The 14,636-nt window shown below is 61.1% G+C and carries 12 protein-coding genes and 1 tRNA gene; all 13 read left to right on the forward strand.

Features of this window, described 5'->3' with window-relative positions:
• Positions 1-4 precede the first annotated feature (4 nt).
• The 13 genes from asd (at position 5) to AC07V0_RS28090 (ending at position 14,634) form a co-directional block, all read left to right on the forward strand.
• Positions 5-1,117 carry an aspartate-semialdehyde dehydrogenase gene (gene asd / locus AC07V0_RS28030; RefSeq protein ID WP_007935182.1) on the forward strand — a complete coding sequence of 371 codons (1,113 nt, stop codon included), beginning with the start codon at positions 5-7 and terminating at the stop codon, positions 1,115-1,117.
• A 276-nt stretch (positions 1,118-1,393) separates the two neighbouring features.
• On the forward strand, positions 1,394-2,404 hold the full coding sequence (locus tag AC07V0_RS28035) for an aspartate-semialdehyde dehydrogenase (RefSeq protein WP_019582121.1): 1,011 nt from the start codon (positions 1,394-1,396) through the stop codon (positions 2,402-2,404).
• A 208-nt stretch (positions 2,405-2,612) separates the two neighbouring features.
• Complete coding sequence (locus AC07V0_RS28040; protein ID WP_495020109.1) at positions 2,613-5,234, forward strand: motility hub landmark protein FimV; 2,622 nt, start codon at positions 2,613-2,615, stop codon at positions 5,232-5,234.
• 196 nt (positions 5,235-5,430) lie between these two features.
• On the forward strand, positions 5,431-6,255 hold the full coding sequence (truA, locus tag AC07V0_RS28045; RefSeq protein WP_018928093.1) for a tRNA pseudouridine(38-40) synthase TruA: 825 nt from the start codon (positions 5,431-5,433) through the stop codon (positions 6,253-6,255).
• Between the two features lie 63 nt (positions 6,256-6,318).
• The gene (locus AC07V0_RS28050) at positions 6,319-6,951 is read left to right on the forward strand and encodes a phosphoribosylanthranilate isomerase (RefSeq protein WP_018928092.1); all 633 of its coding nucleotides are present in this window, start codon (positions 6,319-6,321) and stop codon (positions 6,949-6,951) included.
• 212 nt (positions 6,952-7,163) lie between these two features.
• Positions 7,164-8,084, forward strand: coding sequence for an acetyl-CoA carboxylase, carboxyltransferase subunit beta (accD, locus tag AC07V0_RS28055; protein WP_007935172.1), 921 nt, complete (start codon positions 7,164-7,166; stop codon positions 8,082-8,084).
• Positions 8,081-9,388, forward strand: a complete 1,308-nt coding sequence (gene folC, locus AC07V0_RS28060; protein WP_018928091.1) for a bifunctional tetrahydrofolate synthase/dihydrofolate synthase — start codon at positions 8,081-8,083, stop codon at positions 9,386-9,388. Before accD ends, folC begins: the two co-directional genes overlap by 4 nt.
• Positions 9,372-10,034: an SPOR domain-containing protein gene (locus AC07V0_RS28065; protein WP_495020110.1), complete on the forward strand. Its 663-nt coding sequence runs from the start codon at positions 9,372-9,374 to the stop codon at positions 10,032-10,034. The genes folC and AC07V0_RS28065 overlap by 17 nt, the downstream gene beginning before the upstream one ends.
• A 98-nt stretch (positions 10,035-10,132) precedes the next feature.
• Positions 10,133-10,693, forward strand: coding sequence for a CvpA family protein (locus AC07V0_RS28070; RefSeq protein WP_018928089.1), 561 nt, complete (start codon positions 10,133-10,135; stop codon positions 10,691-10,693).
• Between the two features lie 41 nt (positions 10,694-10,734).
• Positions 10,735-12,240: an amidophosphoribosyltransferase gene (gene purF / locus AC07V0_RS28075; protein WP_018928088.1), complete on the forward strand. Its 1,506-nt coding sequence runs from the start codon at positions 10,735-10,737 to the stop codon at positions 12,238-12,240.
• 67 nt (positions 12,241-12,307) lie between these two features.
• On the forward strand, positions 12,308-13,519 hold the full coding sequence (locus AC07V0_RS28080) for an O-succinylhomoserine sulfhydrylase (protein ID WP_495020111.1): 1,212 nt from the start codon (positions 12,308-12,310) through the stop codon (positions 13,517-13,519).
• Positions 13,516-14,292: an SDR family oxidoreductase gene (locus AC07V0_RS28085; RefSeq protein WP_018928086.1), complete on the forward strand. Its 777-nt coding sequence runs from the start codon at positions 13,516-13,518 to the stop codon at positions 14,290-14,292. The genes AC07V0_RS28080 and AC07V0_RS28085 overlap by 4 nt, the downstream gene beginning before the upstream one ends.
• 269 nt (positions 14,293-14,561) lie before the next feature.
• Positions 14,562-14,634: transfer RNA gene (locus AC07V0_RS28090), tRNA-Val, on the forward strand.
• Positions 14,635-14,636 lie beyond the last annotated feature (2 nt).

The following is a 14,636-nucleotide window of genomic DNA, read 5'->3' on the forward strand; positions in this document are numbered from 1 at the left end:
TGCGATGAAACGTGTAGGTCTGATCGGTTGGCGCGGCATGGTCGGTTCCGTGCTCATGCAGCGGATGCTGGAAGAGCAGGATTTCGATCTTATCGAGCCGGTGTTTTTCACCACTTCCAATGTCGGTGGCCAAGGCCCGTCCGTGGGCAAGGACATTGCTCCGCTCAAGGACGCTTACAGCATTGAAGAGCTGAAAACCCTCGACGTGATTCTGACCTGCCAAGGTGGCGACTACACCAGCGAAGTGTTCCCGAAGCTGCGCGAAGCCGGCTGGCAGGGTTACTGGATCGACGCCGCTTCCAGCCTGCGCATGCAGGATGACGCGGTGATCGTGCTGGACCCGGTGAACCGCAAGGTTATCGACCAGCAGCTCGACGCGGGCACCAAGAACTACATCGGCGGCAACTGCACCGTCAGCCTGATGCTGATGGGCCTGGGCGGTCTGTTTGAAGCCGGTCTGGTGGAGTGGATGAGCGCCATGACCTATCAGGCGGCCTCTGGTGGCGGCGCGCAGCACATGCGTGAGCTGATCAAGCAAATGGGTGTGACCCACGGCGCTGTCGCCGATCAACTGGCCGATCCGGCCAGCGCCATCCTCGACATCGACCGCCGTGTTGCCGAAGCCATGCGCAGCGACGCGTACCCGACCGAAAACTTCGGCGTACCGCTGGCCGGCAGCCTGATCCCGTGGATCGACAAGGAACTGCCGAACGGCCAGAGCCGTGAAGAGTGGAAGGCCCAGGCCGAAACCAACAAAATCCTCGGTCGCTTCAAGAGCCCGATCCCGGTGGACGGTATCTGCGTGCGCATCGGCGCCATGCGTTGCCACAGCCAGGCGCTGACCATCAAGCTGAACAAAGACGTGCCGATCGCTGATATCGAAGGGCTGATCAGCCAGCACAACCCTTGGGTCAAGCTGGTGCCGAACAACCGTGAAATCAGCATGCAGGAGCTGAGCCCGACGAAAGTCACCGGCACCCTGAACGTGCCGGTCGGTCGTCTGCGCAAGCTGAACATGGGTTCGCAATTCGTCGGTGCCTTCACCGTTGGCGACCAACTGCTGTGGGGCGCGGCCGAGCCGCTGCGTCGCATGCTGCGGATCCTGCTTGAGCGTTGATCTATTGATGCAATGAAAGAACCCGTGCCTTGAAAGAGGTGCGGGTTTTTTATGCGCGCCATCCAACTTCTGTAGCCGCTGGCGAAGCCTGCGTCCGGCTGCGCAGCAGTCGTAAACCCTGCGCGCGCGGTTTGCCTGAATGATCGGGATCGCCATGACGAGGACTTCGTCCTCGAACGCAGCCTTCGGCAGCTGCTACAAGGCTTCCCCATTCATTGCCTCACCACCAACCACCCGGTAAAGTGCCGCTCCCCCCGTTTCGCCAGAGGTAGAACCATGAGCCAGTCCTTCGATATTGCCGTGATCGGCGCCACCGGCACTGTCGGCGAAACACTCGTCCAGATTCTCGAAGAACGCGACTTCCCGGTCGGCAATCTGCACCTGCTGGCGAGCAGTGAATCGGCCGGACACTCGGTGCCGTTTCGCGGCAAGAACGTGCGGGTGCGCGAAGTCGATGAGTTCGACTTCAGCAAAGTCCAGTTGGTGTTCTTCGCCGCCGGTCCGGCGGTGACCCTCAGTTTCGCCCCGCGCGCTACGGCCGCCGGTTGCTCGCTGATCGACCTGTCCGGCGCGTTGCCGGCCGATCAGGCGCCGCAAGTGGTGCCCGAGGCCAATGCTGCAATTCTTGCCGGCCTGAAAAAGCCCTTCCAGGTCAGCAGCCCAAGCCCTTCGGCGACAGCGCTGGCGGTGGTGCTGGCGCCGCTGCTCGACTTGCTCGACCTGCAACGCATCAGTCTGACGGCGTGCCTGGCGGTATCCGCCCAGGGCCGCGAAGCCGTCAGCGAGCTGGCCCGGCAAACCGCCGAACTGCTCAACGTGCGTCCGCTGGAGCCGGCTTTCTTCGATCGGCAGATGGCTTTTAACCTGTTGGCGCAAGTCGGTGCGCCCGATGCTCAGGGCCACACGTTGCTGGAAAAGCGTCTGGTGCGCGAGCTGCGTCAGGTCTTGTCGCTGCCTTTATTAAAGATTTCCGTCACTTGCATTCAAGCCCCGGTGTTTTTTGGCGATAGCTATAGCGTGACCTTGCAGTCATCGAGCGCTGTCGACCTGGCGAAAGTCAACGCGGCACTGGAAGCAGCGCCCGGTATCGAGCTGGTCGAGGCGGGCGATTACCCGACTCCGGTAGGCGATGCGGTAGGGCAGGACGTGGTTTACGTTGGTCGGGTTCGCAGCGGGATCGACGACCCGGCGGAACTTAACGTGTGGCTGACGTCAGATAACGTACGCAAAGGCGCCGCGCTCAATGCTGTGCAGGTGGCTGAATTGTTGATAAAAGACCTGCTGTAAAAGATACTTGGCAACAATTTTTTCTAGTGGTTCCAGCCGAACACCCTGTTTGGCTGGAATGCTTGAGGCGAGCCATCCCGCAGGGCTTTCGTCGCATGAATGAAACGATCGCGCGCGACGACCCTTCGCCGTCGCGCGCAACGCCTTACGGCAGCGGCAATCAACACCTTCTCGCTGGCCGAGGAATGTTCAAATAAAGGATGAGGCTATGGTTCAAGTTCGCAAACTGGTGTTAGCAATAGCGGCCGCCTCGGCGCTGTCCTCCGGTATGGCGCATGCCCTCGGGCTTGGGGAATTGACCCTGAAATCGACGCTGAACCAGCCTCTGGTAGCAGAAATCGAGTTGCTCGACGTCAAGGACCTCACGGCTGCCGAAGTGGTGCCGAGCCTGGCCTCGCCCGAAGATTTCGCCAAGGCTGGTGTCGATCGTCAGGCGTTCCTCAACGACCTGACTTTCACGCCGGTGCTTAACGCCAGCGGCAAAAGCATCCTGCGCATCACCTCCAGCAAACCGCTGTCCGAACCGATGGTGAAATTCCTGGTTCAGGTGATGTGGCCAAGCGGTCGTCTGCTGCGTGATTACAGCGTGCTGCTCGATCCGTCCAAATTCTCGCCGCAAACCGCCGATGCCGCCGCGCAACCGGCGCCAGCCCAGGCGGTGACCGCGCCAGTCACCGGCGCGACCAAATCGACGCAATACACCACCACATCGCGCGATACCTTATGGGAAATCGCCGCGAAGGCGCGTAACGGTGGATCGATCCAGCAAACCATGCTGGCCATCCAGGCGCTGAACCCGGATGCCTTTATCGACGGCAACATCAACCGGCTGAAAGCCGGCCAGGTGCTGCGTCTGCCGGATCAGGTGCAAAGCGCCAGCCTGCCGCAACCCAAGGCCATCGCTGAAGTCGCGGCGCAGAACTCTGCATGGCGCCACGGTCGTCGCTATGTGGCGAAGCCTGGAAGCGGGCAGCAGCAACTCGACGCCACCAAGCGTGCTCGCGGTGACGGCGCTTCGTCGCAAGTCGCCACGGACAAGCTGAGCCTGGTCTCTGCCGACACCGGCAAGGGCCGTGGCAAAGGTGCCACCGGTGATGCGAAAGCCTTGAGCAACAAGCTGGCCGTGACCCAGGAAAGCCTCGACACGGCTCGCCGTGACAACGCTGAACTGAAAAGCCGCATGAACGACCTGCAAAGCCAGCTGGACAAGCTGCAGCGCCTGATCGAACTGAAGAATAATCAGTTGGCCAAGCTGCAAGCCGAAGGCGGCGCGGGCGCACCGGCGGCTACGACCGCTCCGGCGATGTCGGCCGAGCTGGCAGCCAGCCCGGCGGCAACACCTGTTGAAGTGACTCCGGCGGCTCCTGCGCCGGAAGTCGTTCCGGCGCCAGCCGTCGAGCCGACGCCTGTGGCGTCCGACGAGCAGAAATTCAACGAACTGCTGACCAACCCGATCCTGCTGGGTCTGGTGGGTGGCGGTGCGGTGGTTCTGCTGCTCTTGCTGCTGTTGCTGGCCCGTCGCCGTAAAGCTCAGCAGGAGGCAGAAAAACATCTGCGCATGGCCCGTGCCTTGGCTGAGGAACAAGCGTTCTCCGCCGACCTCGACCTGCCGGAAAGCAGCTTCGAAGGTCTGGAAGTTCCGCCGCCAAGCGTGAAGCTCGCGACCGCACCAACGCCTGCACCTGCACCGGCCCCGGTGATTGCCCCGGTTGTGATGACGCCACCGATCGCTGCACCGTTGGTTGCGCCTGCCGCCGAACGCTCTGACGACGTCTTGGCCCAGGCTCAGTCGCACATCGCGGCCGGTCGCCTGAATCAGGCTGCCGCGCTGCTGGAAGACGCTATCAAGCAAGAGCCGCAACGCAGCGACCTGCGCCTGAAGCTGATGGAAGTCTACGGTCAGCAGGGCGATCGCGATGCGTTCGTCGCCCAGGAGCGTCAACTGGTGGCCAACGGCGACAACTTCGCCCGGGTCGAGCAGCTGAAAAGCCGCTTCCCGGCCATGGTGGTCGCGGCGGTGGGCGGTCTGGCCGCCGCAGCTGTCGCCGCCGAGCTGGACGCACAGTACGTCAAGGACCTGCTGCTGGACGAGCCGCAAGCCCCGGAACCGGCATTGGCTGACTTTGACAGTGCTTTCGATCTGAGTCTCGACGATCTGGAAGCGGCTACTCCGATCACGCCTGCGGTTGCAGTCGAGCCAGCACCGCAACCACAGCCCGAACCAGAACCAGAGTCTTTGGCTGAACTGGACGAGTTTCCGCTGGACGACGACCTGAGCTTTGAGTCGGTGTTGCAACAACAGACTGAAATCAAGGAAAGCCTCGACGATCTGTCGGACTTCGACCTGGACATGGATCTGGGCGGCGATGCTTCCCCGGAGACTCTGGCTGAAGACGACTTCCTGCTGAGCCTGGATGACGACCTCAAGGACTTGCCTGTCGCTGAAGTGCCGACCGTCACTGAGGCGCCGCTAGACGATCTGGAGTTGCCGGCTGATTTCGATCTGTCGCTGGCCGATGAAATGGACGCCGCCCCGGATAAGCCTGACGCCTTTGAAAACGAACTCAACGACGTCAATGCCGAGCTGGATCGTTTGTCCCAGAGCCTCGGCGAGCCAAGCTTCACCGAGGAAGATGCGTTGGCCGCGTCAGATGACGAGCTCGATTTCCTCTCTGGTGCTGACGAAGTCGCCACCAAACTCGACCTGGCCCAGGCCTACATCGACATGGGCGACAATGACGGTGCTCGGGACATCCTCAATGAGGTGGTGACCGAGGGCGATGCGGGGCAGAAGAGCGAAGCCAAGGAAATGCTCTCGCGTCTGGCGTGAATCGTCGGTAAGGCTTAAACAAAACGGCAGCCCATCCAGGCTGCCGTTTTTGTTGGGGGGATGCGATGGGGTTGGTACATTCAACGCCGTGTCACAGTTACACTGGCATCCCGGTCCAGCGGCCTTATAATGCCTGCCTTTGAGTAGATCAGCAGGCTGTCACCCCTTGGCAAATATAGATAATCCGGCCGCCGAAATGGCGGCCGACGGCTTTTTCCGGATCGCGTTGGGCGTTGAATACAAAGGTTCGCGTTATCGCGGCTGGCAACGTCAGGCCTCCGGTGTGGACACGGTGCAGGAGCTTCTTGAAAAGGCCTTGTCCAAAGTCGCCGACTCACCCGTGTCGCTGCATTGCGCCGGGCGCACTGACGCCGGTGTGCATGCTTGCGGCCAAGTGGTGCATTTCGACACCCAGGTAGAGCGCTCGATGAAGGCCTGGGTCATGGGTGCCAACATCAACTTGCCGCACGACATCAGCGTCAGCTGGGCCAAGGTCATGCCGGCGCATTTCCATGCGCGGTTCAAAGCCATCGCCCGGCGCTATCGCTACGTGATCTACAACGATCAGATCCGCCCGGCGCACCTGAACGAAGAAATCACCTGGAACCACCGCCCGCTGGACGTTGAGCGCATGTCCGAGGCCGCCCAGTATCTGGTCGGCACCCACGACTTCAGTGCTTTCCGCGCCGGCCAGTGCCAGGCCAAGTCGCCGATCAAGGAGCTGCATCACCTGCGCGTTACCCGCCATGGCAAAATGATCGTGCTGGATATCCGTGCCAGTGCGTTCCTGCACCACATGGTGCGCAACATCGCAGGCGTTTTGATGACTATCGGTGCTGGCGAGCGTCCCGTGGAGTGGATGAAAGAGGTGCTGGAGAGTCGCATTCGCCGTTCCGGTGGGGTGACGGCTCATCCGTTTGGCCTGTATCTGGTGCAAGTCGAGTATCGCGACGAGTTCGAATTGCCCGAGCGTTACATCGGCCCACACTTCCTCACCGGCTTCTCGGAACTTGACGGCTGACGCCTTCGAACGCTTTTGATACCATCCGGGACTTTCCCGCAGTTGCCCTGAGGTTCTATCGACATGTCGGCCGTTCGCAGCAAAATTTGTGGGATTACCCGCATAGAGGATGCGTTGGCGGCGGTTGAGGCCGGGGCCGATGCCATCGGATTTGTGTTCTACGCCAAAAGCCCGCGGGCCGTGACGTTCCAGCAGGCGAGGGCGATCATCAAGGCCTTGCCGCCGTTCGTGACCACCGTGGGTTTGTTCGTCAACGCCAGCCGTTGCGAGTTGGGGGAAATCCTCGACGCCGTGCCACTGGACCTGTTGCAGTTCCATGGCGACGAAACCGCCGCTGATTGCGAAGGCTGGCACCGACCGTACATCAAGGCATTGCGGGTCAAGGCCGGTGATGACATCGCGGCAGCTTGTGACGCATACCCAAGTGCCAGCGGTATTTTGCTCGACGCCTATGTCGAAGGTGTTCCTGGTGGAACCGGTGAAGCCTTCGATTGGTCACTGATACCGCAAGGCTTGAGCAAGCCGATCATCCTGGCGGGTGGCTTGACGCCAGATAACGTCGCCGAGGCGATTGCCCGGGTTCGGCCTTACGCGGTGGACGTCAGCGGAGGGGTAGAGGCGAGCAAGGGCATCAAGGATCACGCAAAGATTCAGGCATTCATCAAAGCGGTACGCGGTAGCACGTCGTTGATGTGACGGCTGGCAGACTGCCGCCGTCCACTGCTCTGTACAAAAGAGGTGCACCTGCACAAAGCAGGCATGGCTGAGAATTTTTGGGTCGTACGCAGGTCAGCGTCTCGCTGACCCGGCAATCCATCGATCATCGCTACACATATGAATTTAGCTCAAGGGCATACGCGGGGCTGCGAACCAGAGCGTTCGGGCCGCCGGTACTGGAGAAAGAAAGCATGAGCAACTGGTTAGTAGACAAACTGATCCCTTCGATCATGCGTTCCGAGGTCAAGAAGAGCTCGGTGCCTGAAGGTCTGTGGCACAAATGCCCGTCTTGCGAGGCGGTGCTGTATCGTCCGGAGCTGGAAAAGACCCTGGACGTTTGCCCCAAGTGCAACCACCACATGCGTATCGGCGCACGCGCGCGCATCGACATCTTCCTCGACGCTGAAGGTCGTGCCGAACTGGGCGCGGACCTGGAGCCGGTTGACCGTCTGAAATTCCGTGACGGCAAGAAGTACAAGGATCGCCTGACCGCTGCACAAAAGCAGACCGGCGAAAAAGACGCACTGATCTCCATGAGCGGCACCTTGCTGGGCATGCCGGTCGTGGTGTCGGCTTTCGAATTCTCCTTCATGGGTGGTTCGATGGGTGCCATCGTCGGTGAGCGCTTTGTGCGCGCCGCCAACTACGCCCTGGAAAACCGTTGCCCGATGATCTGCTTCTCCGCTTCCGGCGGTGCACGGATGCAGGAAGCGCTGATCTCCCTGATGCAAATGGCCAAGACCTCCGCGGTGCTGGCACGTCTGCGCGAAGAAGGCATTCCGTTCATCTCGGTGCTGACCGACCCGGTCTACGGCGGTGTTTCCGCCAGTCTGGCGATGCTCGGCGACGTGATCGTCGGTGAGCCGAAAGCCCTGATCGGTTTCGCCGGTCCGCGCGTGATCGAACAAACCGTTCGCGAAAAACTGCCGGAAGGCTTCCAGCGCAGCGAGTTCCTGCTGGAGCACGGCGCGATCGACATGATCATCCCTCGTCAGGAGCTGCGTCCGCGTCTGGGCAACCTGTTGGCGCAACTGACCGGCAAGCCGACGCCTAAATTCGTCGCCGCGCCAGTCGAGCCGATCGTGGTCCCACCGGTACCTGCGAACCTATGATCGAGCGCACCCTTGGCGAGTGGCTCGCCTACCTTGAACAGTTGCATCCTTCGGCCATCGACATGGGGTTGGAGCGTTCGCAACAGGTAGCGTCCCGCATGGGGCTGGGCAAGCCGGCGCCTCGGGTGATCACGGTCACCGGCACCAACGGCAAAGGGTCTACCTGCGCATTCGTGGCTTCATTGCTGCGGTCGCAGGGCCTGAACGTGGGTGTCTACAATTCTCCGCACCTGCTGCGTTACAACGAGCGGGTGCAGGTCAATGGTGTCGAAGCCACTGACGCGCAGCTGTGTGAAGCCTTTGCCGCGGTCGAGGCGGGTCGCGGCGAAACATCCCTGACTTACTTCGAAATGGGCACCCTGGCGGCGTTCTGGCTGTTTCAACAGGCCGGTCTCGATGCAGTGGTGCTGGAAGTCGGCCTGGGCGGGCGCCTGGACACGGTCAACGTGGTGGATGCCGATATCGCGCTCGTCACCAGCATTGGTGTCGACCATGCGGATTACCTGGGTGATACCCGCGAATCCGTGGCCTTCGAAAAGGCCGGAATCTTCCGCCAGGGCGCTCCTGCACTGTGCGGCGATCTGAATCCTCCTCAACCTCTGCTGGATAAGGCGCGCGAGCTCAATTGCCCGTTTTTCCTGCGTGGGCGCGATTTCGACCTCGGTATCACCGATTACAACTGGCAATGGCGCGGCGTTGATGCTCAAGGGCGTGCGGTCGAATTGCACGATCTGCCATTGCTCGATCTGCCGATGGAAAACGCTGCACTGGCGTTGCAGGCTTACCTTCTGCTCGGTTTGCCTTGGGTGGATGCGCAGATTATTGAAGCGTTGAAAGCGACGCGGATCGTCGGTCGTCTTGATCGTCGGCAGTTCGACTGGCAGGGCAAGCGTCTGAATCTGCTGCTGGACGTGGGGCACAACCCTCACGCGGCAGAATATCTGGCTCGGCGTCTGGCCAGTCGACCGCTGGCCGGCAAGCGTCTGGCGGTGTTCGGGTTGTTGGCGGACAAGGACCTGGATGGTGTTGTCGGTGAATTGAATGCTAGTGTCCAGCATTGGGCCGTCGCGCCGCTGGATTCGCCGCGGGCACGGCCGGTAGCTCAGTTGCACGCAGCGTTGCAGAACCTTGGCGCCTCGGTTACGTCCTATGACAGCGTGGCCGCTGCCCTGGAAGGGCAGTGCGCGCAGGCGACGAGCGACGACGAGATTCTGTTATTCGGATCATTTTATTGTGTCGCCGAGGCCCTTGAGTGGCTGGCCCGGCACTCCACGGAGGAAGCGGCAAATGGCTTTGCTGGATAAGGCGTACAAGCAGCGCATGGTCGGTGCCTTGGTGCTGGTGGCGCTGGCGGTGATTTTCTTGCCGATGCTGTTTTCCCGTCAGGACGAACAGCGCCAGGTAAGGGTCGACGCGCCTGCCGCGCCGCATGCCCCCTCGATCCCGCAAGTGCAGATCGAGCCGGTGGCGGTGCCTGAACCGCAGGCATTGCCGCAAGAGCCTGTGCCAAGCGACGACGAAATTGCCGAGCAGCAAGCGCCGTCGGCACCGATTGCGCCAACGGCTCCCGTAGCGCCAGCGCCGCCGGCTGCCAAGCCAGTCGCGCCGCCAGCAGCGCCAGTTGCCAAGCCTGTACCGGCACCTGCCCAGCCAATCGCGGTTGCACCGACCAAGCCGGTCGCTACTCCAAGTCGCGTCGATGCCAATGGCCTGTCGGTCAGCTGGTCGGTGCAACTGGCCAGCCTGGCGAGCCGTGAGAGCGCTGAAAGTCTGCAGAAAACCCTGCGCAGCCAAGGCTATAACGCCTACATTCGCTCCGCCGATGGCAAGAATCGAGTGTTCGTCGGGCCGCTGATCGAGCGTGCGGAAGCCGATCGTCTGCGTGATTTGTTGAGTCGCCAGCAGAACCTCAAGGGTTTTGTGGTGCGTTTCCAGCCTGAGCGCGGCTAAATCTATCACCCCGATTTGAAAAGCACTGACAATCTCAGCTTACCGACAGCCATGGGCTCTGCTAAAATGCGCCGCCTCATCTGTCTGTAGGCTGCACTGTGCCATTTACCTGGGTTGACTGGGCGATCGTTGCAATCATCGCCATCTCCGCTTTGATCAGTCTGAGCCGCGGCTTCGTCAAGGAAGCACTCTCGCTGCTGACCTGGATCATCGCAGGAGTCGTTGCCTGGATGTTCGGTGGTTCATTGTCCGAGTACCTGGGCGGATACATTGCTACGCCGTCGGCTCGTGTTATCACGGGCTGTGCCATCATGTTTGTCGCCACTTTAATCGTAGGCGCAATGATCAATTATCTTATCGGCGAGTTGGTTCGCGTCACCGGGCTATCCGGGACCGATCGATTCCTCGGCATGGCTTTCGGCGGGGCGCGTGGCGTGTTGCTGGTGGTCGTGGCGGTCGGGCTGTTGAGCCTGGGGCCGGTACAGCAGGACGAGTGGTGGAAAGAGTCACAGCTCGTGCCAAAATTTCTATTGGTCGCAGACTGGTCCAAAAACCTGATCCTCGGGTGGAGCAGTCAGTGGCTTGCCAGCGGAATCAGCGTACCCGCTGATATTCCGTTCAAGGAGCACCTCTTGCCGACGGCCAAAACGCCTCAGTGAGTTGTGTTCAGTTCAGATCCATTAAGTAGGGGTTGCGTCGCATGTGTGGCATCGTCGGTATCGTCGGTAAGTCGAACGTCAATCAGGCGCTGTATGACGCGCTAACCGTCCTCCAGCACCGCGGCCAGGATGCTGCCGGTATCGTGACCAGCCACGATGGCCGGTTATTCCTGCGCAAGGACAATGGCCTGGTGCGTGACGTGTTCCATCAGCGTCACATGCAGCGCCTGGTCGGCCACATGGGCATTGGCCATGTGCGTTATCCGACCGCGGGCAGCTCGACCTCGGCCGAAGCTCAACCGTTTTACGTCAACTCGCCGTACGGCATTACCCTGGCGCACAACGGTAACCTGACCAACGTTGAACAATTGGCCAAGGAGATTTACGAATCTGACCTGCGCCACGTCAACACCAACTCCGATTCGGAAGTGCTGCTCAACGTGTTCGCACACGAGCTGGCCCAGCGTGGCAAGTTGCAGCCGACTGAAGAAGACGTGTTCGCGGCCGTCACCGACGTGCACAACCGTTGCGTCGGTGGTTACGCGGTCGTGGCGATGGTGACCGGTTATGGCATCGTCGGTTTCCGCGATCCGCACGGCATCCGCCCAATCGTTTTCGGTCAGCGTCACACCGATGAAGGCGTCGAGTACATGATCGCCTCCGAAAGCGTTTCGCTGGACGTGCTCGGTTTCACCCTGATTCGCGACCTGGCACCCGGCGAAGCGGTCTACATTACTGAAGACGGCAAGCTGCACACCCGTCAGTGCGCGACCAACCCGTCGCTGACCCCGTGCATCTTCGAACACGTCTACCTGGCACGTCCGGACTCGATCATCGACGGCGTTTCGGTTTACAAGGCCCGTCTGCGCATGGGCGAGAAGCTCGCCGAGAAGATCCTGCGCGAGCGTCCGGACCACGACATCGACGTGGTCATCCCGATTCCGGACACCAGCCGCACCGCGGCCCTGGAGCTGGCGAACCACTTGGGCGTCAAGTTCCGCGAAGGCTTCGTGAAGAACCGCTACATCGGTCGGACCTTCATCATGCCGGGTCAGGCTGCGCGGAAAAAATCCGTACGCCAGAAGCTCAACGCCATCGAACTGGAGTTCCGCGGCAAGAACGTGATGCTGGTGGACGACTCCATCGTTCGCGGCACCACCTGTAAGCAGATCATCCAGATGGCTCGCGAAGCCGGCGCCAAGAACGTCTATTTCTGCTCCGCGGCCCCGGCCGTGCGTTACCCGAACGTCTACGGCATCGACATGCCGAGCGCTCACGAGCTGATCGCCCACAACCGTTCGACCCAGGACGTGGCCGACCTGATCGGCGCTGACTGGTTGATCTATCAAGATCTGCCCGACTTGATCGAAGCGGTCGGTGGCGGCAAGATCAAGATCGACAAGTTCGATTGCGCGGTGTTCGATGGCCATTACGTCACCGGCGACGTCGACGAGGCTTACCTGAACAAGATCGAGCAGGCACGTAACGATGCCTCCAAGGTCAAGACCCAGGCAGTCAGTGCGATCATTGATCTGTACAACAACTGAGTAACTACCGGCCCTGAGGGGCCGGTTTTGTATCTACTAAATAAAGAGCAAGGCAAGGAGTGACAGCATGAGTCAGGATTGGGATGCCGGTCGGCTGGACAGCGACCTCGAAGGCGTAGCGTTCGATACCCTGGCCGTACGCGCCGGTCAGCACCGCACGCCGGAAGGCGAACACGGTGATCCAATGTTCTTCACTTCCAGCTACGTATTCCGTACCGCCGCCGACGCGGCTGCACGCTTTGCCGGTGAAGTACCGGGTAACGTTTACTCGCGCTACACCAACCCGACCGTGCGCGCATTCGAAGAGCGCATTGCCGCGCTGGAAAGCGCCGAGCAGGCCGTGGCTACGGCGACTGGCATGGCCGCGATCATGGCGGTGGTAATGAGTCTGTGCAGTGCCGGCGATCACGTGCTGGTGTCGCGCAGCGTGTTCGGCTCGACCATCAGTCTGTTCGAGAAGTACTTCAAGCGCTTTGGCATCGAAGTCGATTACGTAGCTCTGGCGGACTTGTCCGGCTGGGATGCGGCGATCAAGGCCAACACCAAATTGCTTTTCGTGGAATCGCCTTCCAACCCACTGGCCGAGCTGGTGGATATCACCGCCCTGTCGGAAATCGCTCACGCCAAGGGCGCGATGCTGGTGGTCGACAACTGCTTCTGCACGCCTGCGCTGCAGCAGCCACTGAAGCTGGGCGCGGACATTGTCGTGCACTCGGCGACCAAGTTCATCGACGGCCAGGGTCGTTGCATGGGCGGTGTCGTGGCGGGTCGCAGCGAGCAGATGAAGGAAGTCGTCGGTTTCCTGCGCACTGCCGGGCCGACCCTGAGTCCGTTCAATGCCTGGATTTTCCTCAAGGGCCTGGAAACGCTGAGCCTGCGCATGAAGGCGCATTGCGCCAATGCCCAGCAACTGGCTGAGTGGCTGGAGCAGCAGGACGGCATCGAGAAAGTCCATTACGCCGGCCTCAAGAGCCATCCGCAGCACGAACTGGCCCAGCGGCAGCAGAAGGGGTTCGGTGCGGTCGTGAGCTTCGAGGTCAAAGGCGGCAAAGAGGGCGCCTGGCGCTTTATCGATGCGACTCGCCTGATCTCCATTACCGCCAACCTGGGCGACAGCAAAACCACCATCACGCACCCGAGCACCACCTCTCACGGCCGTCTGGCGCCGCAAGAGCGTGAAGCCGCGGGGATTCGTGACAGCCTGATTCGCATTGCGGTCGGTCTGGAAGACGTGGCAGACCTGCAAGCCGATCTGGCGAGCGGGTTTGCTGCCTTGTGATCGAGTTGTCGTCGCCGACCACGGGTACCCATGGCCGCGTCGCGCTGGTCACCGGTGCCGCGCGCGGCATTGGCCTGGGCATTGCGGCCTGGCTGATCAGCGAAGGCTGGCAGGTGGTGTTGACCGATCTGGATCGCGAGCGTGGTTCGAAAGTGGCGAAGGTGCTCGGCGAAAACGCCTGGTTCATCGCCATGGACGTCGCGAATGAAGCGCAGGTGGCGCTGGGTGTGGCCGAGGTGCTGGGGCAGTTCGGGCGTCTGGATGCGCTGGTGTGCAATGCGGCGGTGGCCGATCCGCACAACATCACCCTGGAAAGCCTCGACCTGGCCTACTGGAACCGGGTGTTGGCAGTGAACCTCAGTGGGCCGATGCTGTTGGCCAAGCACTGTGCGCCGTACCTGCGCGCTCACAGCGGCGCGATCGTCAACCTGGCCTCGACCCGCGCCGCGCAGTCGGAACCCGACACAGAGGCTTATGCGGCGAGCAAGGGCGGCCTGTTGGCCCTGACTCACGCCCTGGCCATCAGTTTGGGGCCAGAGATTCGCGTCAATGCGGTCAGTCCCGGCTGGATCGATGCACGGGATCCAGCGGCACGGCGCGCCGAACCGCTGACTGACGCCGATCATGCGCAGCATCCGGCGGGCAGGGTAGGGACCGTCGAAGACGTGGCGGCAATGGTGGCCTGGTTGCTGTCGAAGAACGCTGGTTTTGTCACGGGCCAGGAGTTTGTGGTCGATGGTGGCATGACCAAGAAGATGATTTACAGCGAGTAACAGGGCAGGGGCGCCGTCCCCGGCATTGATGTTGAATGTGTTGCCATCATCGTCGGCTCGCCGCCGAGAGTCGGGTCGCTCCCACATTAGAAAACCTGTTGTCTGAAGAGGCGCGGTCCACTGTGGGGGCGAGCGTGCTCGCGAAAGCGGTCTGACGGTTGTCGGCCTAGTCCGGAATGACACGATTTTGTCTTTTTTAGAAAAACTTCAAGCGGGGTATTGACTTAGCTTCGGTACCTGCGTAAATTTCGCGGCCTCAGAGATGCAAAGGGTGATTAGCTCAGCTGGGAGAGCGTCTGCCTTACAAGCAGAATGTCGGCGGTTCGATCCCGTCATCACCCACC

This window comes from Pseudomonas sp. GW821-FHT01E10 (assembly GCF_059422365.1).